This is a genomic window from Eubacterium barkeri (genome assembly GCF_900107125.1).
GTDB classification, from domain to species: Bacteria; Bacillota; Clostridia; order Eubacteriales; family Eubacteriaceae; genus Eubacterium_O; species Eubacterium_O barkeri.
In genome coordinates this window covers 1-25,810 of the sequence record NZ_FNOU01000014.1, presented here as the reverse complement: position 1 = coordinate 25,810, position 25,810 = coordinate 1, and the positions used below count along the sequence as shown (strand labels likewise).

General features: G+C 48.0%; 22 protein-coding genes. 21 read left to right on the top strand and 1 reads right to left on the bottom strand.

Annotated elements, in window-relative coordinates:
• Nucleotides 1-32: 32 nt before the first annotated feature.
• The 13 genes from hydA (at nucleotide 33) to BLU30_RS08935 (ending at nucleotide 17,167) form a co-directional block, all read left to right on the top strand.
• On the top strand, nucleotides 33-1,412 hold the full coding sequence (gene hydA, locus BLU30_RS08995; protein WP_090245645.1) for a dihydropyrimidinase: 1,380 nt from the start codon (nucleotides 33-35) through the stop codon (nucleotides 1,410-1,412).
• Nucleotides 1,413-1,486: 74 nt separating this feature from the next.
• Nucleotides 1,487-2,821 carry an MATE family efflux transporter gene (locus BLU30_RS08990; protein ID WP_090245643.1) on the top strand — a complete coding sequence of 445 codons (1,335 nt, stop codon included), beginning with the start codon at nucleotides 1,487-1,489 and terminating at the stop codon, nucleotides 2,819-2,821.
• 171 nt (nucleotides 2,822-2,992) lie between these two features.
• Nucleotides 2,993-4,249: a Zn-dependent hydrolase gene (locus tag BLU30_RS08985; RefSeq protein WP_090245641.1), complete on the top strand. Its 1,257-nt coding sequence runs from the start codon at nucleotides 2,993-2,995 to the stop codon at nucleotides 4,247-4,249.
• A 213-nt stretch (nucleotides 4,250-4,462) separates the two neighbouring features.
• Complete coding sequence (gene acrC, locus BLU30_RS08980; protein ID WP_090245638.1) at nucleotides 4,463-5,599, top strand: acryloyl-CoA reductase; 1,137 nt, start codon at nucleotides 4,463-4,465, stop codon at nucleotides 5,597-5,599.
• Nucleotides 5,600-5,616: 17 nt separating this feature from the next.
• Nucleotides 5,617-6,408 carry an electron transfer flavoprotein subunit beta/FixA family protein gene (locus tag BLU30_RS08975; RefSeq protein ID WP_090245636.1) on the top strand — a complete coding sequence of 264 codons (792 nt, stop codon included), beginning with the start codon at nucleotides 5,617-5,619 and terminating at the stop codon, nucleotides 6,406-6,408.
• A 13-nt stretch (nucleotides 6,409-6,421) separates the two neighbouring features.
• Complete coding sequence (locus BLU30_RS08970) at nucleotides 6,422-7,453, top strand: electron transfer flavoprotein subunit alpha/FixB family protein (RefSeq protein WP_090245634.1); 1,032 nt, start codon at nucleotides 6,422-6,424, stop codon at nucleotides 7,451-7,453.
• Nucleotides 7,454-7,751: 298 nt separating this feature from the next.
• Complete coding sequence (locus tag BLU30_RS08965; RefSeq protein WP_090245632.1) at nucleotides 7,752-8,894, top strand: acyl-CoA dehydrogenase family protein; 1,143 nt, start codon at nucleotides 7,752-7,754, stop codon at nucleotides 8,892-8,894.
• A gap of 220 nt (nucleotides 8,895-9,114) precedes the next feature.
• Nucleotides 9,115-9,570, top strand: coding sequence for a beta-alanyl-CoA:ammonia lyase (locus tag BLU30_RS08960; protein WP_176770883.1), 456 nt, complete (start codon nucleotides 9,115-9,117; stop codon nucleotides 9,568-9,570).
• Nucleotides 9,571-9,584: 14 nt separating this feature from the next.
• Nucleotides 9,585-9,962, top strand: coding sequence for a hotdog fold domain-containing protein (locus BLU30_RS08955; protein ID WP_090245630.1), 378 nt, complete (start codon nucleotides 9,585-9,587; stop codon nucleotides 9,960-9,962).
• Nucleotides 9,963-9,979: 17 nt separating this feature from the next.
• Nucleotides 9,980-11,161 carry a CaiB/BaiF CoA transferase family protein gene (locus BLU30_RS08950; protein ID WP_242873556.1) on the top strand — a complete coding sequence of 394 codons (1,182 nt, stop codon included), beginning with the start codon at nucleotides 9,980-9,982 and terminating at the stop codon, nucleotides 11,159-11,161.
• A gap of 104 nt (nucleotides 11,162-11,265) precedes the next feature.
• Nucleotides 11,266-11,601 carry a hypothetical protein gene (locus BLU30_RS08945; protein ID WP_090245626.1) on the top strand — a complete coding sequence of 112 codons (336 nt, stop codon included), beginning with the start codon at nucleotides 11,266-11,268 and terminating at the stop codon, nucleotides 11,599-11,601.
• 138 nt (nucleotides 11,602-11,739) lie between these two features.
• Nucleotides 11,740-13,866, top strand: a complete 2,127-nt coding sequence (locus BLU30_RS08940; RefSeq protein WP_090245624.1) for an EAL domain-containing protein — start codon at nucleotides 11,740-11,742, stop codon at nucleotides 13,864-13,866.
• A gap of 28 nt (nucleotides 13,867-13,894) precedes the next feature.
• A complete protein-coding gene (locus BLU30_RS08935) occupies nucleotides 13,895-17,167 on the top strand; it encodes a response regulator (protein WP_176770882.1) in 3,273 nt (1,090 codons plus the stop codon).
• Between the two features lie 90 nt (nucleotides 17,168-17,257).
• Here the strand turns inward: BLU30_RS08935 and BLU30_RS08930 are convergent, their stop codons facing one another.
• Nucleotides 17,258-17,953: a helix-turn-helix domain-containing protein gene (locus tag BLU30_RS08930; protein ID WP_090245622.1), complete on the bottom strand. Its 696-nt coding sequence runs from the start codon at nucleotides 17,951-17,953 to the stop codon at nucleotides 17,258-17,260.
• A gap of 386 nt (nucleotides 17,954-18,339) precedes the next feature.
• Here BLU30_RS08930 and brnQ point away from each other — a divergent pair, with 386 nt between their 5' ends.
• The 8 genes from brnQ to BLU30_RS08890 are packed head-to-tail and all read left to right on the top strand — an operon-like array spanning nucleotide 18,340 to nucleotide 25,266.
• Nucleotides 18,340-19,611 (top strand): branched-chain amino acid transport system II carrier protein, encoded by a 1,272-nt coding sequence (gene brnQ, locus BLU30_RS08925; protein ID WP_090245620.1) that lies wholly within the window; start codon nucleotides 18,340-18,342, stop codon nucleotides 19,609-19,611.
• A 26-nt stretch (nucleotides 19,612-19,637) separates the two neighbouring features.
• Nucleotides 19,638-20,681 (top strand): Glu/Leu/Phe/Val family dehydrogenase, encoded by a 1,044-nt coding sequence (locus tag BLU30_RS08920; RefSeq protein WP_090245618.1) that lies wholly within the window; start codon nucleotides 19,638-19,640, stop codon nucleotides 20,679-20,681.
• Between the two features lie 27 nt (nucleotides 20,682-20,708).
• Nucleotides 20,709-21,380 (top strand): ATP-binding protein, encoded by a 672-nt coding sequence (locus BLU30_RS08915; protein ID WP_090245616.1) that lies wholly within the window; start codon nucleotides 20,709-20,711, stop codon nucleotides 21,378-21,380.
• Nucleotides 21,381-21,399: 19 nt separating this feature from the next.
• On the top strand, nucleotides 21,400-21,621 hold the full coding sequence (locus BLU30_RS08910; protein ID WP_090245614.1) for a 4Fe-4S dicluster domain-containing protein: 222 nt from the start codon (nucleotides 21,400-21,402) through the stop codon (nucleotides 21,619-21,621).
• A gap of 11 nt (nucleotides 21,622-21,632) precedes the next feature.
• Nucleotides 21,633-22,688 carry a 3-methyl-2-oxobutanoate dehydrogenase subunit VorB gene (gene vorB / locus BLU30_RS08905; protein ID WP_090245612.1) on the top strand — a complete coding sequence of 352 codons (1,056 nt, stop codon included), beginning with the start codon at nucleotides 21,633-21,635 and terminating at the stop codon, nucleotides 22,686-22,688.
• The gene (locus BLU30_RS08900; protein WP_090245610.1) at nucleotides 22,685-23,434 is read left to right on the top strand and encodes a thiamine pyrophosphate-dependent enzyme; all 750 of its coding nucleotides are present in this window, start codon (nucleotides 22,685-22,687) and stop codon (nucleotides 23,432-23,434) included. Before vorB ends, BLU30_RS08900 begins: the two co-directional genes overlap by 4 nt.
• Before the next feature lies 1 nt (nucleotide 23,435).
• A complete protein-coding gene (locus BLU30_RS08895; RefSeq protein ID WP_090245609.1) occupies nucleotides 23,436-23,981 on the top strand; it encodes a 2-oxoacid:acceptor oxidoreductase family protein in 546 nt (181 codons plus the stop codon).
• On the top strand, nucleotides 23,968-25,266 hold the full coding sequence (locus BLU30_RS08890; protein ID WP_090245608.1) for an acetyl-CoA hydrolase/transferase family protein: 1,299 nt from the start codon (nucleotides 23,968-23,970) through the stop codon (nucleotides 25,264-25,266). The genes BLU30_RS08895 and BLU30_RS08890 overlap by 14 nt, the downstream gene beginning before the upstream one ends.
• Nucleotides 25,267-25,810 lie beyond the last annotated feature (544 nt).

Below are 25,810 nucleotides of genomic sequence, written 5' to 3'. Positions count from 1 at the left end.
ATAAAACAGATTCAAATAAAAGAGGTTAACCCATGAAACAATATGATATGCTGATTAAAAATGGGACCATCGTGACGACCACCGATATGGTTAAAGCAGATCTTGCCGTTAAAAACGGCAAGATTGCAGCCATTGGCCAAAATTTGGCAGAAGATGATGCCACTGTGGTCTACGATGTGGAAGGGAAGCTGGTCCTGCCCGGAGCCCTGGATGTCCACACCCATTTGGCAATGCCCTTTGGCGGGACGGTTTCTTCTGATAGTTATTTTTCCGGAACCCGTGCAGCAGCCTGTGGCGGCGTAACCACCATCTTCGATTATCCGGTACAAAAGACCGGAGATACCATCATCGGTTTAGTGAACTCCAAAAAGGAGATGCTGGAAAAGGAAGCTTGTGTGGATTATGCCATGCACTGCTGTATCACCAACTTAAATGATGGGGCGATTCTGGAAGAAATGGAAGAGGCTGTGGCCCAGGGAATTACCAGCTTTAAATGCTTCCTGGTCTATAAAAAAGAAGGGATGATGGTGGATGATGCCACTTTGGCCCGGCTGATGCTTCGAGCTAAGGAGTTGGGTGCGATGATTAACGTCCATGCCGAAAACCCGGATCTTATCGATATGAATGTGGAGAACTTCCTGGCAGAGGGGAAGACCAGCCCCTGGTATCATTACCTCAGCCGTCCGGAATTTGTAGAGGCAGAAGCCGATAAGCGGGCCGTTCATTGGGCACGCCACCTGGAAGCACCGCTGTATATTGTCCATATGGCAGATAAGGAAGGCCTGGAGGCCTGCATTGCAGCAAAAGAAGAAGGGGCGGATGTCTTTGTGGAAACCTGTCCCCAGTATCTGGAATTCACCTGTGATGTGTATAAGCGTGAGGACGGCCGTAACTTTGTGTGCTCCCCACCCATCAAGGGTCAGGAAAGTCAGGATGCTCTGTGGACAGCCCTGCAAAACGGCATGATTGACACTGTGGCCACGGACCACTGCCCCTTCCAAAGCTACGAGAAGGATTGGGGTAAGGATGACTTCACCAAGATTCCCAACGGCTGCTCGGGGATTGAAAATCTCTATCCCTATATGCTTGATGCCGCTGGTTCAGGTAAGCTGAGCTTTGAGCGGGTGGTTGAACTTTGCGCCACTAACCCCGCACGGATTTTTGGCTGTGACAGCAAAGGTTCCTTAACCGTGGGGAAGGATGCAGATATTGTCATTTATGATAAGGATAAGGATTTTACCATCAGTGTGGAGTCCATGCATTCAGACTGCGATCATACCATCTGGGAAGGAAAGCAGCTCCATGGCTATCCGGTAAAGACCTTTGTTCGTGGCAACCTGGTGTATGATGATGGCGAATTCGTCGGTGCCCCTGGCCTCGGAGAATACGTCAAGCGTTCACCGCGGAAATAGTTTAAAGATGAAAGACCCTCCCCCAAAGGGGAGGGATTTTTAGGTTTTAAAATGGGGAAGAACAGAGAGGGATTATGAACGGAAATGATTTGACTCGGGGGGCGGTGGCGCCGCAGCTCATTCGCTATGCGGTGCCGCTCATTGCCATCAATGCGCTCCAGGCTTTGTACAGCATTGTGGATTTGATGATCGTGGGCCAGTTTGTGGGGAGCACTGGGATTGTGGCGGTGACCAATGCTGGTCAGGTGGTGGGGTTTCTATCCCAGATCGCCATTGCCATGACCGTTGGGGGCAATGTACTGGTGGGACGGCATTTTGGCAGTGGACAGGCCGATGAGCGCAAGGCGTCGGCAGGGGCTTTGTGCGTATTCAGCCTGGTACTGGGGGTAGTGTTTACCTTTGGGCTGTATGCCTTGGCCGGTCCCATGATTCGACTTTTGGGGGCCCAGGAATCGGCAGAGGCGGTGGGGTATATCCGGTTATCTGCCATTGGATTTTTGCCCATCTTTGGGTATCATGCCCTGAGTGCCATCCTCCGGGGAGTGGGGGAGTCCAAGGGGCCTTTTTACTGCATTATGGCGGCCTCCGGAGCCAATGTCCTCTTAGATCTTTTATTTGTAGGGGGCTTTGGCTGGGGCGTATACGGTGCGGCCATTGCAACGGTGCTGGCCCAGGGAGTGGCCTTTTTGACCATTCTTTTGGTTTACGCCTTGCCCAAAGGTTCCTTTTATGGCCTGGAGCGGCGATGGCTGGTGTGGGATGGCCCGAGAATTTGGGCCATTATCCGCCTTAGCCTGCCCATTGCCTTCCAGCAGGCCATCATTGCCGTGTCCTGGCTGTATGTCCTTGCCGTGATTAACGGTTACGGTGCGGACGTGGTGGCGGGCTATGGTATCAGTGCGAAAATCCGGGATTTTTGCCAACTCCTGATAACGGCCATGATGACGGCGACTTCCAGTATGATTGCCCAATGCCTGGGCGCCGGGGACATTCCGCGGACACGGCAGGTGCTGCGGACGGCCATGGGTTTGGATATTGCCATGGCGACCATTACCATATTACTCGTGGAGGTGGCAGCACCGGTCCTGGCTGGGGTGTTTACCCAGGATACAACGGTGGTCCAGGTAGCAGTGACTAATTTGCGCATTGAAATTATGGGACAGTGGTTCTTCTCCATTTTTTATATGTACCATGCCCTGGCCATTGGGGCGGGACATACATTATTTGTGTCCATCAATTCTTTTTTAAATTGCATTATTGTGCGCATCTCCCTGCTCTATTTCCTGGGACCCTTGGTGGGGATTATCGGTATTTATTGGATTTTGATGATTTCCACCAGCGTGTCCATTTTGCCGGCCTTGATCTATGAGCGGTCGGGGATTTGGAAGCGCAGTGCGGTGCTCGGATAACCAACCCTGCCCCGACCTGAGGGTTACAGGTTTTTACAGTTAAAAAAGTTAAAATAATTGGGAAAGGCCCTTTACCTTTCATTAGGATTAGCCATTATAATAGGCTTATCAACATCGTTATAGAGTTAACAAATACAAATTCTAACAAATTTTCAAGGAGGGTTTTATATTATGTATACTTGCAGTGAAGAAAGAATGCAGGATAAGATTTCGACCATGAGCACCTTTGGAGATGCAGGACACGGTGGGATTACCCGTTACTCCTTATCCCCTGAAGCCCTGAAGGCCAGAGGCGAATTCGTCCGTCGGATGCAGGCTGTTGGTGCGGAAATTAAGACGGATGATATGGGCAATATCTACGCAACATTAAAGGGTTCTGAAGAAGGACTGCCGGCCATTGTCACTGGCTCCCATTGTGATTCCGTTAAAAACGGTGGGAACTACGATGGGATCTTAGGGGTCATGGGCGCTATGGAAGTATTAGAGACCATCGCTGCTGAAAAGATTCCCCACAAGCACGATATCACTGCGATGATCTGGACCAATGAAGAGGGTTCCTTATATCCACCGGCAATGATGTCTTCAGGGGTTATCTGTAATGATTACCTGCCGGATGATATTAAGGTGAAATTTATTCATGAGGATATGCTGGCTTCTAAATCGGTGCTGGATAAGACGAAAACCTTTGGGGAAGCCCTGGATGCTTCGGGTTACAAGGGAGAAAAGGCCAATCGCCTGAATCCAAAGGATTATAAAGCCATGTTTGAACTCCATATTGAACAGGGCCCAATTCTGGAAGCGGAAGGCAAGGATATCGGCGTAGTGACCTGTGTTCTGGGAATGATCAACTACCGTATTCGGACCTATGGTCAGTCTGATCATGCCGGCACCACACCCATGAAATACCGGAAGGATGCACTGTATGCTTCCGCGAAGATTCTGCAATACCTCCACGATGAGCTGGATCACCTGGATGCCGATCTGGTGTACACCACCGGTGAAATTCTGTGTCATCCCAATGTGCATACCGTTATTCCGGACTTTGTGGATTTCTCCATTGACGCCCGTCACGAAGATCCCAAGGTCATTGAGCAGGTGGTTGATGTTATTAAGAATATGCCCAAAGAAATTGTTGGGTGTAAGGTGGATTACGATGTAGCCTGGACCCGGGATACGGTGTATTTCAATGAAACCCTGGTGAGCTATGTCCAGGATGCGGTTAAGGAATTGGGCTACAGCAACCAGAGGATTAACTCCGGTGCTGGCCACGATGCTCAGTTTGCCGCATATATGATGCCGACCACCATGATCTTTGTACCTTCAAAGGATGGTCATTCCCACTGTGAACCGGAATTTACCTCTGCAAAGCAATGTACCCAGGGGGCTTCCGTTCTGTTAAATGCCATTCTGAAGTGCGACGCTGAATAGTTTTTAATTTAACCGGCAAATCAAAAAGGTCATTATCATCCGAGTGACACTCCCTTGATAATGACCTTTCTATTTAAAGGGCAGTGACGGAAGTGGGAGATAGTGGTCGCTGTTCGCGTCAAGTCGACCCTAAATGTACTTTATATGCCGGACAGCTGTGGGCTTCTTTTATTTCTGAAATAGCCCCTTTAACTTTAAATGAGGAGATTTTATATGGATTTTCGTTTCACACCTGAACAACAGATGATTAAAACGGTGGTCTCCCAATTCGCCAGTGAGGTCTGCGAGCCCCGGGCGGAGGAGATCGATAAAACGGGAGAATTCCCCATGGATTCCTTTAAGGCCATGGCGGAATGCGGCATAACCGGATTGGGCTTTCCCGCAGAATATGGTGGCTCCGGAGAGGATAAACTGGCTGAAGTGATTGCCGTTGAGGAAATCGCCAAGGTCTGTGCCACCCAGGCCGCCATGCTCTCCATTCACGGCGTAACGCCCTGGCTCATTAATCGCTTTGGGAATAAGGATCAAAAGGCAGCTTACCTGCCCCGCCTGCTGGCCGGGGGAGAGCTGGGAGCCTTTGCCCTGACAGAGCCTGGAGCAGGCTCTGATGCCTCCCGGGTGCAGACCACGGCAGTGGCGGAGGGTGACGATTATATTTTAAATGGCACCAAGTGCTTTATCACTGGTGGGGGAATTGCCTCCATTTATACCATTATTGCCCAGACAGATCCGGCAAAGGGGCTGAAGGGATTAACCGCCTTTATTGTTGAAGGGGATACTCCTGGCTTTGAAATTGGGAAAATCGAAGATAAAATGGGGATCAAGGGCTCCCAGACAGCGGAACTTATTTTCACCGATGTCCGGGTACCAAAAACCAATGTTCTGGGTAAAATCGGGAAGGGTTTTAAATATGCCATGATGGTCCTGGATAGCGCCCGTATTGGGACAGCCGCCCAGGGGCTGGGTATTGCCCAGGGTGCCCTGGATTTATCCATCCAATACGCCAAGGAGCGGGTACAGTTTGGGAAACCCATTGCAAATCTCCAGGGAATCCAGTGGTATTTAGCAGAAATGAAGACAAAATTGGAATCGGCCAGGTGGATGACGTACCGGGCCGCCGATCTTGAGAACAGAGGAGAAAGCTTCACCACCGAAGCCGCCATGGCCAAGCTCCATGCCTCTGAAGTGGCCAGAGAAGTCACGAATTTAGCCCTGCAAATCCATGGGGGGTATGGCTATATGAAAGATTATCCCTTGGAACGGATGTATCGGGATGCCAAAATCACTGAAATTTATGAGGGGACCTCTGAAATTATGAAGGTCGTCATCGCATCCAATATTCTGAAGTAGGAAAGGCAGGAGTCGTGATGAAAATAATCGTATGTGCGAAACAAGTGCCGGACACCAATGAGGTCCGGATTAATAAAGAGACAGGGACACTGATCCGTGATGGGGTGCCCAGTATCATCAATCCAGATGACAAAAATGCTATTGAGGAAGCCCTGCGCATTAAAGATAGCCGGGATGATGTTCATGTTACGGTACTCTCAATGGGGCCACCCCAGGCAGCAGATGCCCTGAGAGAGGCCTTGGCCATGGGTGCCGATGAAGCCATCCTCTTAGGGGATCGGGCCTTTGCCGGGTCGGATACCTGGGCCACAGCAACTATTCTGAGTGCTGCCCTTCGGAAAATTGGGGATTATGACCTGATTTTCTGCGGCCGTCAGGCCATTGATGGGGACACCGCCCAGGTGGGACCAGAGATTGCCGAATTCCTGGATCTTCCCCAGATTACCTATGCGAAAAAAATTCAGGTGACGGAGGATGGCGTATTGGTTGAACGGGCTACTGAGGATGGACACTACGAAATTAGCTGTCCTCTGCCCGTACTGTTAACGACCATTAAAGAGCTGAATACCCCCCGTTACCCCCGGATGCGCCGCATTTATGAGGCCTATAGCCCGGATGCACCCATCCGATTCTGGAGCATGGCAGATATTGATGTGGATGCCACCCAGATTGGGGTGAAGAATTCCCCCACCAATGTGCACAAAAGCTTTGTACCGGTCAAGGAATTCCACGGGGAGAAATTCACGGGAACCCCTGGAGAATTGGCTGCGGTCTTCATGGATGAAATGAAGAAGGAAAACCTGGTATAGGAGGGGTGACAATATGTCAAATGCAAAAGTAAACCGAGGCCTGGATTTTAGTCAATGGAAGGGTGTGTGGGTGATCACTGAACAGCGTCGTGGTAAAACCATGGGCGTTTCCATTGAGCTTTTAGGAGAAGGCCGGAAACTGGCGGATAAAATTGGCACCACCCTCACCGCTGTGGTGCTGGGGGATGGAATGACCGATGAGGTTGAAGCCCTGGCCCATTACGGTGCCGATAAGGTTCTCTTTGTGGAGGATGCCCTGTTGGGGGTATACACCACCGATGCTTACGCCAAGGTTATTGGAGAATTGATTTTAGAACGCCGGCCAGAAGCTGTTCTGGTGGGGGCGACAACCATCGGCCGGGATCTGGCCCCCCGAATTGCCGCAAAGGTCGGGACAGGCCTGACCGCCGACTGTACCGTACTGGATGTCGATGAGTCCGACAAAAAGCTCCTCCAGACCCGTCCGGCCTTTGGTGGTCATCTCATGGCCACCATCATTTGCCCCAATAACCGTCCCCAGATGTCTACCGTGCGCCCCGGCGTTATGCAGAAGGCTGAATATCAGGCAGATGCCTGTGCCATTGAAACCATCAAGGGCAATCTGTCAGAAGGGGATATTCTGGCAAAGGTGGTTCAAATGGTTGAGGAAGCCCGGCACGGCGTGCCCCTGGGTGAAGCCGAAATTATCGTATCTGGTGGTCGGGGAATCGGCGGACCCAAGGGCTTTGAATTATTAAAGTCCCTGGCAGAAAAGCTCGGTGGGGAAGTAGCCTCTTCCCGTGCCTGTGTGGATGCAGGGTGGATCACCCCGGATAAGCAGGTGGGACAAACCGGTGTAACCGTCCGTCCAAAGCTGTACATTGCCTGTGGGATATCCGGTGCCATTCAGCACCTGGCAGGGATGTCCGAGTCCGATACCATTGTGGCCATTAATAAGGATGCCCATGCGTCTATCTTTGATGTGGCCCATGTGGGGCTGGTAGGGGATTTAAATCAGATCATCCCGGCGATTATGGCAGCCTTGGATGCCTCTGTTGAAAAATAAAACCATCTAACAGAAAGAGAGTCCTCAGAAGCATCGGATAATAAAAATGCAAAAAATGAAATCCATCCCTTGACCTTATACAAAGCCGAGGCATTATCATAAGAGTATCCCGTCAGGGTCATCATGGAAGGGGATGTGCCGGGCGACGAAGCAGCTGTCCTTATTAGCAATAATAGGATGGGAAGGCAGCTGCTGATGTCGTCTGGTACGGAACCTCCGGATTGCCGCTGGTGGGTGTTCCCGGCCGGAACACGGATGCTTATGGCAGAAAAAGAATATCAAAATAGAGGTAAGTATTATGGATTTCAATTTAAGTGCAGAACAAAAGATGATGCAGCGGGTGGCTCGGGAGTTTGCAGAAAAGGAACTGGCGCCTGGGGTCATTGACCGGGACGAAGGCAAAACCTTTGATATGTCCTTAGTGAAAAAATTGGGAGAGGCAGGATTGATTGGGATCCAATACCCGACGTCTGTTGGGGGACAGGGTGGGGATTACTTGTCTTATACTTTGATTATTGAGGAACTCTCCAAGGTGGATTCGTCCTTTGGAATCGCCTATTCGATTTCTACCACGGGCTTTGGCGGGGCGATTATGCTCTTTGCCAATGAAGCCCAGCAGCAGCACTGTATGCCTCGGCTCTGTCGTGGAGATGCTCTGGGGTGCTTTGCGTTAACAGAGCCCGACACGGGGTCTGATGCTGGCGGCGCAAAAACCCGGGCCGAGAAGGTGGGGGATGAGTACATTATCAATGGGGTGAAGCATTTTATTACCAATGGTCCCGTTGCGGATTATTGCTTCTTGGTTGCTTCCACCGACCCCGAAAAAGGTTCGAAAGGGCTGTCCGCATTTTTAGTGGACTTAAAGACCACCCCCGGGGTGCGGATTGGCCATGTTGAAAATAAATGTGGGATTGCCAGCGCCCAGGTATCGGAGCTCATCTTTGAGGACTGTCATATTCCTGCTGATCGACTGATTGGAGAGGAGGGTAAGGGCTTCCGTTATGCCCTGACGACTCTTAATGCCGGTCGATTGGGGGTTGCCGCCCAAGGGCTGGGATTGGCCCAGGGAGCCTTCGAAGCCTGTCGCTCCTTTATGCAGGACCGTATCCAATTTGGAAAACCGATCCACAAGCACCAGGCCCTTAATTTTAGAATGGCAGATCTGGAGGTGGATATCGATATGGCCAGACTGCTCCTTTACAAAGCGGTTAGCCGCCAGGATGAAAAAGTGGATTTTGCCATCGATGCGGCAAAAGCGAAGCTGGCCTGTACTGAGCTGGCTATGCACGTGACCACCGAGTGCGTCCAGATGATGGGTGGCAGCGGGTATATGAAGGAATTCCACGTGGAGCGGATGTTCCGGGATGCCAAAATTACCCAGATCTACGAGGGCACCAACGAAATTCAGCGCCTGATTATCGGCGGGAATATTTTTGCCTAAAATCGATTTTCCGTCAAACTACCCCGTCGTTTTACACGACGGGGATTTTTTATGAAAAAACAAACACTCTACCGAAGGGAGAGTTTGAGGGTCTTGGTCAAAAATATTGTTAAAAATTTTTCAATTAGGAATTGACTATATATAAAGGGGATGGCGTACTATTAAGACAACACAGAAAGCAATGCGATTTAACCAATAAAACAAACAGGAGGGAATTATTGTGAGTGTAAGAACAAAAGCTTTTTTAAGCTATAACATGACCACCGCGGATGCGGGTAATCCAGAGGGTATTGTCCCCTTTGGCCGTCAATTCGATTTTATCGGTGATGTTGAAACTGAATTGATGATTTTAAATGACGGGGATGAATCCTTATGCCTGGGCTATAGTGATGTTGAGCTGTATGAAGATGTCTACGTGGGCGATATGATGGATTTTACCGCAGAAATGTTAAAGGTAGGGGGAACATCCAGAACCTGCCGTATTGCTTGCTATAAGGTAGCCACACCCGCTTCCCGGATGGGAAAAACCGATGCGGCACCAGGGGAAATGCATTATTTTGATGAACCCAAGCTTGTCACTGAAGGGACTGTTGTCCTGGTGGTAAAGAAAGATCTTCAGCGTGGACATCAGCCCAGCGGCGACGTCAAGGATCCTTGGCGGGAAATCGATTATTAAAAAGGAGGCATAGGATGAACGAACAAACAGTAACCATGAGATATAGAATGTCGGACCGTGATGTGTTCTACGGTGGCGGTGTGGTCAACGGTGCCCGCTCCATCACTTATATGAATGACTTGGCCAATCGCCTGATGGCAAAGGCCTATGGCAATGTCAGCCGCTGCACAAAGGTCCGGAAGGTTCGCCTTTTTGTCCCTTGCTTCGCAGGCGACTACATGGAATTCATCGGGCGGATTTTAAAAGAAGAGGATGGAAAAGCCATCATTGAAGTACGCTCCTTTAAAGTGTGCGAGCTGCCCGCTGAACCGGAATTCCCAAGTTCCATTGACATGATTGAAGATCCCCAGCTGTCCACAGCGGCCATCTTCGAATACGCCATCCCAAAATAAGAGGTGAAAAGGAAATTATGATGAAAGCACTGACTGGATTAAAAGTATTGGACCTGACCCATGCTTACAACGGGCCCTTTTGTACCACCTTGCTGGCGGATAATGGGGCAGATGTCATTAAAATTGAGCCCCCCCAGGGTGACCAATGCCGAACCTGGGGTCCCATGGATGAAAAGAGCGGTGAAAGCGGCTTTTTCGCCTTCCTAAACCGTAATAAAAAGGGCATTACCATGAACCTGAAGGACGAACGGGCCCGGGAAATTTTTTACGACCTGGTTCGGGACGCTGATGTAGTGGTGGAAAACTTCCGTGCTGGGGTTAGCAAGAAGCTCAAGGTCGATTATGAGACATTAAAGGCCATTAATCCTAAGATTATTTACGCCTCGGGTTCAGGTTTTGGTCAATACGGTCCACTATCGGATCGCCCTTGCTATGATATTGTTGCCCAATCCATGGGCGGTATGGTCAACCTGACGGGATTTGAAGATACGCCCCCGGTAAAGGTGGGGCCCTCAGTTGCCGATAATGTAACAGGGATTTACCTTTGTGTGGGGACATTGATGGCTCTGTATCACAGAGAAAAAACCGGTGAAGGCCAGCAGGTCGATGTGTCTATGGCGGATACTATTTTCTCCCTACTGGAAAATGCCATTGTGAAAACCACTATGGCAGGCTATATTCCCCAGCGGGAAGGCAATGTCGACCCCTCCATCGCCCCCTTCGATATCTACGAAGCGGCGGATGGTTACATTGCCATCGGTGTGGGCAACGATAAGCTTTTTGGTATTTTCTGCGAAGTCATCGGTATGGATTATCTCCTGGATAACCCCATGTACACGACCAATGATCTGCGCTGTCAGAATTACAAAAATGGTCTGCAGAACCTCATCAGAGGATGGGTTAGTGATAAGAAAAAAGCGGATTTGGAAGCCATTTTTGCAGAGGCTGGTATTCCCTGTGGTCCGGTGCTCAACATGCAGGAAGCCATTGAACATCCCCATTTTCAGGCCCGGGAAATGATGGTCCACAGCACACACCCCACCATTGGGGAAATGTATTTCCAGGGTTGCCCCATTAAGCTGACCGAGACACCGGGGAGTGTCGATGCGCCAGCACCCCTTTTGGGACAGCACACCCAGGAAGTTCTCGGTCTTTCCGATGCGGATTACACGCGCCTCAAAAACGAGGGTGTTATCTAAATCTTAAGGCACCCTGTACCGGGGTGTCTTTTTTTGTCGCCTTTCTTCTCACCTAAGGATTCACTGCTACAATGACAAAAACGAAGAAGGAGTGGCATAAAACCATGGATTATCAAATTATTTATCATATTGGACATCGAATGCCTGCACCCAACGCCTGTAAAAAGGGACGGCTCACTGAGATTAGGGAGATTCCCACCATCATTCCCGAGGAAGGGGAACCCATCCCCCTGGTATCCATCCGGGAGATGGACATCGTTCACTTGCCTGGATTTGGAGAAATGGTGCGTTTTCAAGATCACTCCGGTCATCCCGAACGCATTATCTATCTGGGGGTTGCCTTAGTTTATAATGAGGATGGCAGTGCCGTTTCAATGGATCGACAGACCCGGGAAATCGAGTATGAGCTGAAGCGGCGAATTGTGAAGGAACACGAATAAAAAAAGTAAACCCATAAAACCAAAAAAACCCTGACAGATCCTGATAGTTCTGTCAGGGTTTTCTGGATTTTGGGGGTATGATATGTTACACTCTCCATAGATATATAAATAAGGTAAAGCGAAACAGGTGGTGACCGTGTGAAAGAACAATATACTGTTTTAATCGTTGATGATAATGCTGTGAATCGAAAAATATTGGTTAAAATTCTGGAAAATGACTATCTGGTTATGCAGGCTGAAAACGGAAAGCAGGCCCTGGATGTATTAGAAACTTCATCGGTAAGGATATCCGCAGTTTTACTTGATTTAGTAATGCCTGTAATGGATGGATATACCTTTTTAGGCGCATTGCAAAAGACATCGCATCATGACATCCCTGTAATCGTAACGACTGGGAATAATGGGGCGGAAAATGAGAAAAGGGCCTTTGACCTGGGAGCCCTGGATTTTGTTTCAAAACCTTATGATGCCCAGATTTTAAAATACCGTCTCCAGAGCGCCATCACCCGGAGCCAATACGTGGTATGGGGAAAGATGAAATACTTGGCAGAGCATGACCCGTTGACGGGACTTTATAACCAGAATAAGTTTTTTGAAGAAACCTGGAAAATGATTCTGGAGGGGACAGACCTTTCTTTTGCATTTGTCCGTTTGGATATGGATCGATTTTCTTTGGTCAACACCTTTTTTGGCAATGAGGCGGGAGACCGGCTCCTGCAGTATATCGCCAGCTATTTAAAATCCAAACTGACAAAGTGCTTTAAGACGGTTACTTATGGACGGATTGAAGGGGATGAATTTGCCTTTTGCTGTGCCTATGAGACGTTGCCCATTCTGGAAGGGATGGTACAGCAAACCATCGAAGATTTAAAAAAGTACCCCTTGAATTTTGAAACCATCCTTACTTTTGGTATCTATCTGGTGACCGAACCTATTATTCCTGTGCGTCAGATGCTGGACAATGCCAACCTGTCTGCAAAAAAAGCAAAGGGTCATTTTAGCCATAATTATGCCTTTTATGACAAGGCCATGGGTGATATGTTGGTGGCCGAGCAGGAAATCATCAATGATATGAGCCGGGCTCTGGAGGAGCGACAGTTTTGTATTTATTTACAGCCGAAATACGATTTATATCAGCAGGTACCAGCCGGAGCGGAAGCCCTGGTCCGGTGGATTCATCCAGAAAAGGGAATGATCTCCCCGGGCGCATTTATCCCAGTCTTCGAAAAAAATGGCTTTATTGCCAAATTAGACTACTATGTTTGGGAAGAAACTTGTCAATTGCTTGAGAGTATGCGAAAAAGAAATTTACCGATTTTACCCATATCGGTTAATGTTTCACGGGTGCATTTATATAATCCTAAGCTCCCAGAGGTGCTTTGTGAAATGTTGGATCGCCATCATCTTCCCCACGAGCTTATTAATCTGGAACTAACGGAAAGCATCTATACCGAGCATCCATCCATCATCCAGGATACCATTGCCAAGCTCCACGATAATGGCTTCATTGTGATGATGGACGACTTTGGCAGTGGTTATTCCTCTTTGAACGTGTTAAAAGATGTTGAGTTTGATGTACTGAAAATCGATATGATTTTTTTTGAAGGATCAGCCATAAAAGGGCGCCAGCAAAATATTATTGCTTCGATTATCCGCATGGCCAAATGGCTGGGGTTGCCAATTATTGCCGAAGGTGTCGAAACCCTAGAGCAAGTCACGTTCCTCAGGGATATGGGGTGTGAGTGTGTTCAGGGCTATTATTTTGCACGGCCGATGCCTGCCGCTGACTATGAAGTATTGTTGGAAGAACATCAAAATTTAGAAATAAAAGGCAAAAAAAATACAGAGCATCCAATTCATAAGCTCTGGAAGGATAGTGACCAGGTTAACCTCATGTTTTCCGTTATCCCAGAACCACTTGTCATTTTTGAAGTCTGTGATGATAAAGTCGAACTCCTGCGCGTCAATCAGGAGTATTATGATCTCTTTGGACACGATAATTTTTCAAATAATTCTCTTCAATGGGAAGAGGTCTTGTCGCCAACATATAAAAAAGTGGTTCAGTCCGCCGTTAATCAAGCGATAGAAAATCAGGCAACCGCTGAATGTATTTATCTTAGAGAGTATCCTGATGGGTCCTGTCGCTGGATACAGGTTCACCTCCGATATATTAATCGACTGGGAAAAAAGCATCATATGTTAGGGGTTTTTAGAGATTTAACCACGGAATGGAAGACAAAAGAGACGTTAGAAAATTGGAAGTAACATTTAAAAATGAAGAGAGTGGAGTATTATGGATAATAGGAATGAGGAATGGAAACAAGCGATTCAACGAAAGAGTGAGGAGAACCGAGCGTTAGAAGAAAAGTTGAATCAATATTCGAAGACCATTTTGGAGTTGAACAAACAGCTCCAGCTGTATCGTTCTTCAAATATTGGTGGGGTATACTCGGTCAGAATGGATGAAGATTTCACCTTGCTTTATGCCAATGATTTATATTTTCAGGTTCACGAATACGAACCGGAAGAGATGCTTGGGAAAAGCTGTGCACTTTTTATCCATCCCCTGGATTTTCCGTATGTTCAACAGGTATTATCAGAGGCCAGGGAAAAGAAGCAAAAAAATGTCGAATGGGAAATGCGGATTATCACTGGGAAGAAAAAACTAAAATATGCTTTTGTCAGTGGTTGTTTTAATCATCGTGATGGAGAAGATGTTTTTGACGGGTATGTTGCGGATATTTCAAAATTGAAGACCATGGAGCGAGCCCTGCAAATTAGTGAGGAAAAATTTAGAATTGCAACGGATAATTCGGATCTTTCGTTCTGGACCTACAATTATGCCCGTCGGGCGATTATTCAAACCAAATCCTCAAAGCGGCATCACGGTTTGGAAACAGTGGTAGAAAATGTACCCGAATCACTCATTGAGGGGGGACATATCCGCTGGGATTCAGCAGAAGCATTTTTACAAATGTACCGTGAGTTGGAAGCAGGAGCGAAGACCGCCTCGGGGGATTTTTGGACCTATGACAGCTCAGCCAAACAGTGGTGGTGTGAGCATATTGACTATACCAATGTATTTGATGAGGATGGGATGCCCCTACAGGCCTACGCCGTAGGTAAAGAGGTGACGGCTACTAAAATTGCTGAAAAGAAATTTCAGGAAGAAAAGACCTATGCAGATGCAGTACAAAGTGAAAGTCTGCTCGTAAAGGGATGTGCCAATGTGTCCCAGGGCATCATCGAACGTTATATCGCTGAAGATATGGTGGGGGTCTGCACTGAGGGTATGGCCTATGAAGATGCTGTTGCGGCTCTTGTTGCAGTAGGATTCACAGAAGAGGAAAAGGATGAACTTTGGAAGTCCATTAACCGACACCGCGTCCTTACCGCCTTTGCCCAGGGAGAAAAGATCGACACACTGGAGTATCGAAGGAGGCTGCAGGACGGGAGTGTTATTTGGGTCAACACAACCGTCAAAACCTATCAAAATCCTGAAACTGGGGATGTGATGTCCTTTATGTATACTTATGACATCAACGAAGATAAGATTAAGGCTGGTATTATTAATTCGGTTACTGCTTTGGAATATGACTATATTGCCTACATTGATCTTAACCGGAATCAGCTCAGGCTTTATCTGGGCAATGATGACATTGTTTTAATGCCCAATCAAAATTCAGATAATTACATCGAGACAATGAAAAGGATCAATGGCGAGGCAATTGTTCCAGAAGAGGTCGAAGGCGCTATTTCTGATATGATGCCAGAGACCATGAAGGAGAAATTAAAAACACAAAGATCGGTCACCGCTGTTTATAATGTGTATGACAATAATAAAAATATTCGACAAAAACGTATTCAATACGCCTATTTGGACGAGATGAATGAACAAGTGGTCATGACACGGACTGATGTAACGGATTTATTGGCGTATCAAAAACAGCAACAGATGACAGTCGAAGCCGCTCTCCTTGCGGCAGAACAGGCTAATCGTGCCAAAAGTGATTTTCTATCCCGGATGAGCCATGAAATTCGGACGCCGATGAATGCCATTATTGGGATGGCTACCATAGCGGAACAATCCATGGGAGATGATGCCCAGGTGGCCGATTGTATTGGGAAAATTGGTATTTCCTCCCACTTTTTACTTTCTTTAATCAACGATATTTTAGATATGAGCCGTATTGAAAGCGGGAAAATGCTGCTCAAAAATGAAAAAATTCCCTTCGAAGAGTTTTTAAAGGGCATTAATTCAATTTGCTATACCCAAGCAAAGGCAAAGAATATTGATTATGAAAACATCACAGATCCTAATCTTGAAGATTACTATATCGGTGATGCCATGAAACTGCAGCAAATCGTCATTAATATTTTATCCAACGCCATTAAATTTACACCCTCTGGTGGTAGAGTGACCTTGAATGTCCGTCAAACGCAAAAGGATAAGCGTCATGCGACTTTACGGTTTATTATCAATGATACTGGCTGTGGAATTTCAGAAGATTTTATTCCAAAGTTGTTTGATCCCTTTGCCCAGGCGGACTCCGGGACAACCACCATGTATGGTGGAACGGGATTAGGTCTTGCGATTTGTAAAAACCTGGTGGATATGATGGACGGACACATTGACGTTCGGAGCATTGTTGGTGTTGGAACAGAGTTTACAGTTGATGTTCGCCTTGAAATGACAGCGGAATCGAAAATCCGGTATTTGAGTAAGCCCCATTATAACTTCACCCAGTTAAAAACCTTGGTGGTGGATGATGATGTAACGGTGTGTGAACATGCAATGATTACTTTAAAGGAAATTGGTGTTACCGCAGAGTGGGTGGATAGTGGCAGAAAAGCCATCGATAAAGTACAGGAAAAATGGAAGAAGAAAAAATATTATGATCTCATCCTCCTTGATTGGAAAATGCCTGAAATGGATGGAATTGAAACGGCACGCCATATTCGAAAAATTGTCGGTTCAGAGGTTACCATTATTATCATGACATCCTATGATTGGGCGAATATTGAACATGAGGCTAAATCTTCCGGTGTTAATCTGCTGATGAGTAAGCCTATGTTTAAATCCACTTTAATATCGGCCTTTGAAAAAGCCTTGGGCCATGAGGAGGAAGAAGTTATAGGGCGGCATGATGATTTTGAATTTAATGGAAAACGAATTCTGCTTGCAGAGGACCATCCCATGAATGTTGAAGTAGCCAAACGACTTTTAGAGCGGAAGGGATTTATAATTGAGCATGCTGAAAACGGCCTCCGGGCATTGGAGATGTTTACCACCAGTTCCCCGGATTATTACGACGCCATTTTAATGGACATTCGGATGCCAGATATGGATGGGCTTCAGGCGACCTATAGTATTCGCCATTGGCGAAGAACAGATGCGAAAACCATCCCAATCATTGCCATGACAGCCAACGCCTTTGAAGATGATGTGAAAAAATCCAAGGCAGCCGGGATGAATGCCCATCTGGCAAAACCCATTGAGCCAAAGCAACTCTATCAAACCCTTTACGACTTTATTTATGGTGAGTGGAGACTGGAGGATCAATAGAAAGCGTGTTGGAGAAAGATAAAAGAATCAGTTAATGGGAGTATGTTAAAATAATCCATTAACTGTTTTTTTTATCTCGTTGTCACTATATTATTCGTTAATGGCAAAATAGCTGCCATTTTTTAGTCCTCGGATCTCCTCGCGATCTAATAGAAGGTGCGCCTGTAAATCCTGATCAGAAAGAATATGCTTGGCCAGGAGAACCTTGAAGCAGGCGGGGCGCAGGTTATCGTTTTGGATGCCCATTAATAGTCCCGGATAATAAGAAACCTGTTTAATGGGAATAAAAAAAGAAATATAAATGGATTCAGCTAAACTGTGGAAGTTTTTCATGACAAAATGAAGATTATTACTCGAAATCTGCATATGGCCATTGTAAATGCATTCACAATCATGGAATTGGCTGTCATTTTTCAAACGGTAATACAGGGTAGCACCATACTGGTTTGTACCTTCCTGGTGCCCTAAATGAATTTGTGAGGTATAATACTTGCTGTGATGTGTATGATACAGATAAAAAACTTCAGTGAAGCCAAAGGGGAGGTCGTTTGATAGGTGGGTTGCTTTTATGGGAATATCTTCTACGAGATGTCCAATTTCAATATTCAGGGCTTCTGCAATTTCATAAAGGGTCGTGATATCGATGGAAATATCCCCGGATTCATATTTGCAGACAGTGGCCTTGCTTTTATGGATTCGCTGCGCTAAATCGTCGAGACTCAGTTTGGATGCTTTACGGTAAGTTCGGATTTGTGCGCCGACTAAAGCTGGAAAATTCATAGACATTCACATAACCTCTCTTGTTAAAAGTAATTTAAGCAAGTTCTCTCTGTATAAAATGATATGCGAGTGAAGAAAAATTGTCAAGAAAGGCCTCTTTCGAAAGAGGCCTTTCTTAATGAAAGTTGAAATCGTGTAAATAGACTATTCTGTGAATTCTATAGAAAATCGAAAGAAAAATGATGAAAACCATTAAAAAAGTGCGAAATGTTTCGTTTGAAGAAATTTTTTCCACTTTTTTTATAATTATATGAGGTATCGATATTTTTGACGGATGATATGAAGGAGGTTTACAATGAAAATCAGGTTAACCAAATGTAAAACCAGCTGGTCAGTGATGAACTGTTTGGGTGTGTACCAAAGGAATTCTTTTGGAAGAAAGGTTGCAACGAATGAATCAAATTAAAGAGAGATGGATTGTCGGTTTAGCGTTGTTTTCCATGTTTTTTGGGGCAGGAAATGTCATTTTTCCACCTTTTTTAGGAATGCAGGCTGGCTACCTTTGGCTACCAGCTTTTATAAGCTACTATTTAGCAGATATCGGCCTGGCCCTTCTTGCAATCTTTGCCATGCTGAAGTGTAACAGTGACATCGAAGGGATCACGAAGCGCATTGGTAAAATACCAGCAGCCCTTTTATCTTGCGCAATATTTCTTTGTGTTGGACCGCTGCTGGCGATTCCAAGAACCGGTGCAACCACCTTTGAAATGGCAGCTTTACCACTTGTTCCAGGGATGAATTCAATCCTGTTCTCGGTTCTGTTTTTTGCATTGATTTTGGGGCTTTGTCTCAAAGAATCCTCCGTGGTGGATATTGTTGGGAAATTCTTGACACCAGCACTTTTCATTGGACTTCTCATTGTTATTGCAAAAGGTGTTATCAACCCATTGGGTGGAGTCGATGCCCTTCCCCGGATGGCGAATGTTATTTCCACGGGGATCATCTCCGGGTATCAAACCATGGATGTTCTGGCAGCGTTGATCTTCGGTGTCATTATCTTTAAGACGGTGGAGCAAAAGGGCTATACCAAGCTTGAAGAAAAACGCCGGATTATCGGCGGTGCGGGTCTTGTGGCAGCTGGGGGGCTTCTCATTGTCTATGGAGGGCTAAGCTATTTGGGGGCCACCGTATCCCAAACGGCTGCGCCGGATATATCCCGGGCAAATCTGGTGGTGGATATCATTAAGAGCCTAATGGGGTATGCCGGTGTTGTCATCTTTGCCATTGTGGTAGCGCTGGCTTGTGTTACCACCGCCGTTGCCCTGGTTAGCTCCAGCGCCACTTTCTTCTCCCGAATGACCGGAGGGCGTGTAAAGTATCGGGCCATCGTTATTGGAATGTGCATCTTTAGTGCGGTGGTCTCTAATGTGGGTCTGGAAACCATCATTGCAGTGTCAGAGCCCATATTCAGCATTGTCTACGCTCCGGCCTTAACATTGATCGTCCTTTCTCTCTTTGGAGATCGGATTAAGAGTGACGATGTCTTTAAAGCCGCGGCTCTGGGAGCCACCGTGGTCAGTCTCATCACATTGGCCAATGGAAAAGGCTTGGGCTTCGACTTTATCAGGGCATTCCCCCTTAATGAGATGGGCTTAGCCTGGGTGCTGCCAACCATTGTTTGTGGGATTATCGGTTATTTCATCGGGAAAAAAGTAAGAGTTTAACACAAAATTAGATTGGGGTAAAAATAATGAATATCTTTGAACAAATGGATTTTTACGGACATGAAGAATTAGTTTTTGCACGGGATGAAGAAACAGGCTTACGGGCGATTATCGCCGTCCACGACACCACCCTGGGACCTGCCCTTGGGGGAACGCGGATGTGGAATTACGTCAGTGAGGATGCTGCACTTTATGATGTGCTGCGTCTATCCCGGGGGATGAGCCTTAAAAATGCAGGCTGTGGCTTGGCGAATGGTGGAGGGAAAGCCGTCATCATTGGAGATCCAAAAAAATTAAAGAACAAGGCATTTTTCAATGCCTATGGCCGTTTCATCAATTCCCTGGGAGGCCGATTCTACACGGCTGAGGATGTGAACACGACCACCCAGGATATCGCCTGGATCCATGAAGAAACCCAGTTTATTACTGGAACACCGGAAATCGGGGGAAATCCCTCACCCTATACTGCCCGGGGAACCTTTGTGGGCATTAAGGCTGGCATTAAAGAAAAATTTGGGAAGGATACGGCCAAAGGCCTGACCGTAATGGTTCAGGGGTTAGGCAGTGTCGGGTATTTAGTGGCAAAATACCTCCACGATGAAGGGGCCATCCTCAAGGTGTACGATATTAACCCGGCAGCCGTTAAACGGGCTGTGGATGAACTGGGGGCCATTCCCGTAGCCGCAGAGGATGTACTGACAACGGAATGTGATATCTTAGCCCCCTGTGCTCTGGGTGCGGTGATCAGCGAAGAAAATGCACCGGGCCTGAAATGTGCCATTGTTGGTGGCTGTGCCAATAATATCCTGGTGGATGAAAAGGCAGCAGATATTCTGGAGGATCAGAGTATTTTGTACCTGCCGGATTACATCATCAATGCCGGTGGTGTGATTAATTGTGGGGTCGAAATCCTACCCGGGAAATATAATCCTGAAGATGTGGCGGTCCGGGTTGAAAAAATCTATGATACCACCGCTCAAATCATTGCCCTTGCCAAGGAAAAGGGAATCAGTACCTATGCGGCAGCAGATGAATACGCATTAAACATCATTAAACAAGGCAAACACTAACCCTGGCAGAGAGGCGGTAAGGGATCAATGGAAAAAGACAAACGAATCACAATCATCACCGGCCATTACGGAAGTGGTAAAACGGAATTTGCCCTCAATTATGCATTGGCCCGCCATGAGCAGGGCGAGTCGATGATTCTGGCAGATATGGACATCGTCAATACCTACTTCCGGTCCCGGGAGCGAAGTATGCAGCTGGAAAAGCTGGGGATTTCTGTGCTTTCGTCATCGATTATCCAGGATAATGTGGATTTACCGGCAGTTTCGGCTGCCATCGACGGTGTACTTCGTGGGGGTATGCAGTCCTGCGTTATCGATCTTGGAGGAAATGATGTGGGGACCCGCCCCCTGGGTCGCCTACACCCCATCATCGACCAAGAGGAACTCGACGTTTACATCGTCGTCAACACAAACCGTCCGGATACCGCCACTGCTTCTGGTATTTGCCGGCAGATAGAGGCTCTGGAAAGGGCCTCTGGCTACCGGATTACGGGTTTAGTGAACAACACGAATTTAATATGGGAAAGTACGGCAGATAATTTAAAGGCATCGGATTCCATCCTGCGCTGCGTGGCAGAGAGAACCGGTATCCCGGTACGTTATACCGCCTACGTCCCATCGATTATCGGACAGGCGCCGTCGGGGCTTTCCGGCGTGGTCATCCCCATGTCTTTGTTTATGCGCAAGGACTGGATGTAGGAAGAGGAGGCATTAATTTATGGCAAAAGGTCGTATTAAAATTGATGAAGCGAGTTGTAAAGGGTGTGGACTGTGTGTGGTGTTCTGTCCGAAGAAACTCCTTGTGCTGGATACCGAGCGTGTGAACGACCGGGGATACAATCCAAGCACAATCAAAAATATGAGTGAATGCGTGGGGTGTGCCAGCTGTGGAAAAATGTGCCCAGAGGCAGCCATCACGGTCATGGGAATGGACCAGTAGGAGGTAAGGGTATGAGCAAGGTTTTAATGAAGGGCAATGAAGCGGTTGGTAAGGCGGCCATGGAAGCGGGGTGTCGCTATTTCTTTGGCTATCCCATTACCCCCCAGAGCGAGCTGCCCGAATATCTATCCCGGGAGCTGCCTAAAATTGGCGGGGTTTTCGTCCAGTCAGAATCAGAGATTTCTGCCATTAATATGTTATACGGCGCAGCCGGTGCCGGTGCCCGGGCTATGACCGGATCTTCTTCGCCTGGGATTGCCCTCAAGCAGGAAGGCATCGGTTATATTACCCGGGCCGAGCTGCCCGCCGTCATTGTCAATATGATGCGCGGGGGTCCTGGCTTAGGCGGGATTCAGCCCAGCCAGGCCGATTACCATATGTGCGTTAAGGGCGGAAGTAACGGGGATTATCATAATATTGTGCTGGCCCCTTCTTCGGTACAGGAGGCAGCGGATATGGTGATGGAGGCCTTTGATTTAGCAGATTATTATCGCACGCCGGTTATCCTTTTGTCTGATGGACTCATTGGACAGATGATGGAGCCCGTGGAATTTAATTATACCCCAAAGAAGAAACTCGAAGCCAAGGACTGGGCAATGACGGGTAAGGGGGCGGGTTCCCCCCATTTGATTTTAAATCTGGATTTACAGGCAGAGGGGCTGGAACAGGTCAATCTGGCGTTAAAGGAAAAGTATGACCGTATTGAAGCCGAGGAAAAGTCCTGGGAAGAATATGAAATGGCAGATGCCGACTATGCCTTTGCTGCTTATGGAACCGCAGCCCGGATTGTGAAAAGTGCCATTGTCACCCTGCGAAAAGAGGGGTACAAGGTGGGGCTCATTCGTCCCAAGACCCTATGGCCATTTCCAGATGAGCCTTTCCAAAGAGAAAGCCTTAAGGGAATTATGGTCGTCGAACTCAGCCTTGGCCAGATGATTGAGGATGTTCAATTATCCTGTGGCCGTAAGGATCAGATTAGCTTTTATGGACGGAGTGGCGGTGTCGTACCGACACCAGAGGAAATCGTCGCCTTTGGAGAATCCATTATGGGAGGACGTCAATCATGAAAACCATATTTAAGAAAACCACTGGCTTAACCGACCTGCAAACCCATTATTGCCCGGGGTGTACCCATGGCATTGTCCATCGTCTGGTGGCAGAGGTCCTGGAGGAAATGGGGCGTGTGGAGGATGCCATTGCCGTGGTGCCTGTGGGCTGCTCGGTTCTGGCCACCAGCTATTTCAATATGGATGGGATCCAGGCGGCCCACGGGCGGGCACCGGCCACTGCCACGGGGATTAAACGGGTCCATCCCGATAACATGGTCTTCACCTACCAGGGTGATGGGGATTTGGCATCCATTGGGACCGCTGAAATTGTCCATGCTGCTGCCCGGGGTGAGAAAATCACCACCATTTTTATTAACAATGGGATTTATGGCATGACTGGGGGGCAGATGGCACCCACCACCCTGCCGGGAATGAAGGCAACCACCGCCCAGGACGGCCGGGACGTCAAGGTCCACGGTTATCCCATAAGGGTCTGCGAAATGCTCTCTGTTTTAGATGGCCCCGCCTTCATCCAGCGGGTATCCGTCAATAGCCCCTCGGCCGTCACCAAGGCCAAGAAGGCCATCCGTAGGGCCTTTGAAATCCAGGATGCCGGCCTGGGATTCACCCTCATCGAGGTGGTTTCTACCTGCCCCACTAACTGGGGACAGACGGCAGAGGCAGCCATGAAATTTGTGGAGGAAGAAATGATCCCCTATTATCCATTGGGGGTGTACAAGGATATCACCCAGGAGGTGGAGTAATATGACGACCCAGAAAATATGTTTTGCTGGATTTGGCGGCCAGGGCGTGCTGAGTGTTGGCCGTCTTTTAGCCTATGCGGCCATGATGGCGGGGAAAGAAGTATCCTGGTGCCCTTCCTATGGGCCGGAAATGCGTGGAGGCACTGCGAACTGCGCTGTCGTCATCTCCGATGAGCCCATTGGCGCGCCCATTATCACCAAGGACGCCACATCGGCCATCGTGATGAATGAGCCATCCCTCCATAAATTTCAGGATCTCATCATCCCGGGAGGCAGCCTCATTATTAATGGGGATTTGGTGACCTCGGACGTTGAGCGAAAGGATATCCGTGTGATCACCGTGCCGGCCAATACCATCGCCAAGGAGCTCGGTAATCCAAAGTTGGCTAATATTGTACTGCTGGGAGCACTGATGGCGGTGCAGGAGCCGGTGCCCGAGGAGATGGTCTTTAGTGCCTTTCCCAAGGTATTTGGGGCAAATAAAGCCAAGTTCATTCCCATCAATCATGCCGCCATGGACCGGGGAAAGATCTATGGGGACGTTTGAAGAATTATACGCTCAAAAGAGTAAGACGGCAGCCATCATTGCCAGTGGATTTAAAAGTGGATGGACCTGCTGCGCGGATATTGGCATGGGGGCACCCTCACTGTTAATGGGAATGTTGGGAAAAAGGCTGGAAGTTGAAAAGCGGTTTAATCTAAAAATCCATACTATTTTAGATATCCACCCCACGGGTATCTATGGGGATGACATCAATAAGCGTGTGGGGATTTCCTGGTTTTCCGGCCCCTGGGCAAGAAAGGCTATAGCCCGGGGAACGGGGGATGTTATGCCCTGCTACTACCGGGATATGCCCGGGCTCTTCACCCAGGAAATACCCGTAAATGCCTTTATGGCGACGGTCTCTCCCATGGACCGTCACGGCTATTTCTCCATGGGAACCGTGGGGTCCAATGGCGAAGCATTGCTGCAAAAGGCCCAGCATATTTATCTGGAGGTGAATGGTAGTATGCCCCGGGTGGCATCGGCCCCCATGGTGCATATTTCCCAGATTGATGCCCTGTGTGAAAGTGGCTTTCCCATCCCGGAAGCTCCGGTAATGGAAACCGATGCGGTTAGTATGGCCATTGGAGAAATCATTGCCCGGGAAATTCCCGATGGCTCAACCCTCCAGTTAGGTATTGGGGCTATTCCCGATGCGGTGGGAATGGCCCTTCGCAATAAAGTTGATCTGGGAATTCATACCGAAATGCTCACGGACAGCATGATTGAACTGATTGCCTGTGGCGCAGTCACCAATCGTTTAAAGCCTGTCCATACTGGACGGACCGTGGCTACCTTTGCCTATGGCAGCCGGCGGATGTACGATTATATCGATGATAATCCAGCAGTGGAAATCCTGCCGGTGGATTATGTTAACAATCCGGAGGTCATTGCCAGACATCCGTCCTTCATGTCCATTAATGCCGCATTGGAGGTGGATTTGTGGGGACAGGTCTGTGCAGAATCCATTGGGTTTAAGCATATATCGGGCACCGGGGGACAGGTGGATTATGTCCGGGGAGCCGTTCTTTCCCCTGGAGGAAAAAGCTTTATCGCCATGCCTTCAACGGCCAAGGATGGCCAAATCAGCCGCATTGTTATCAGTTTGTCCCCTGGTGCTGTCGTGACGACGGGGAAGAATGATGTGGACTATATTGTCACCGAATACGGGATTGCCAAGCTGAGGGGGCGGACCCGATCGGAACGGGCCCGGGCCCTCATCCAAATTGCCCACCCCCGGTTTCGGGAGGCATTAATGGAAGAGGCGGAAAGGTTGAGGTTTTTATAGACTTGAAAGAGTATTGCAATGAAAAAAGCACCTGAGAGGTGCTAAGTGAAGACAAAGTGGTGTAGCGCGGTCAGGGTGAGGATAAAAAAGATTCACCCCGGACCCCAGGCGCTGACGAACAAAGGGTTAGCCCTCATTCGTCAGAGCGCAAAACCTTCGGTTTTGATCAGGTTTAAGGCGGGTTTACTTTCTTAATTTGATGACAACCAAAACGCCAGCCCGCAGGGGCAACCGGGGTTCTCGTATTTTTATCATCACCCTGACCTGGGTTTGTCGACACACTGAGCACCTGAGAGGTGCTCAGACTGTCGACAAAGCCATGGAAACCCATAAAGTTTCTATGGCTTTTTTTCGATTGGAAGAGAAGCGAGAACGTCATCCGTGATATAATAAAAACATCAAAAGCGGAGGAAAAAAAGATGCTGACGAAACGGGAAAAAAACATACGAGAACAATCTCAGATCATCACCATGGATACCATCGTACCAAGGGACCATATTCTAAGGTTAGTGGATGAAGCCATCAGCTTCGACTTCATCTATGA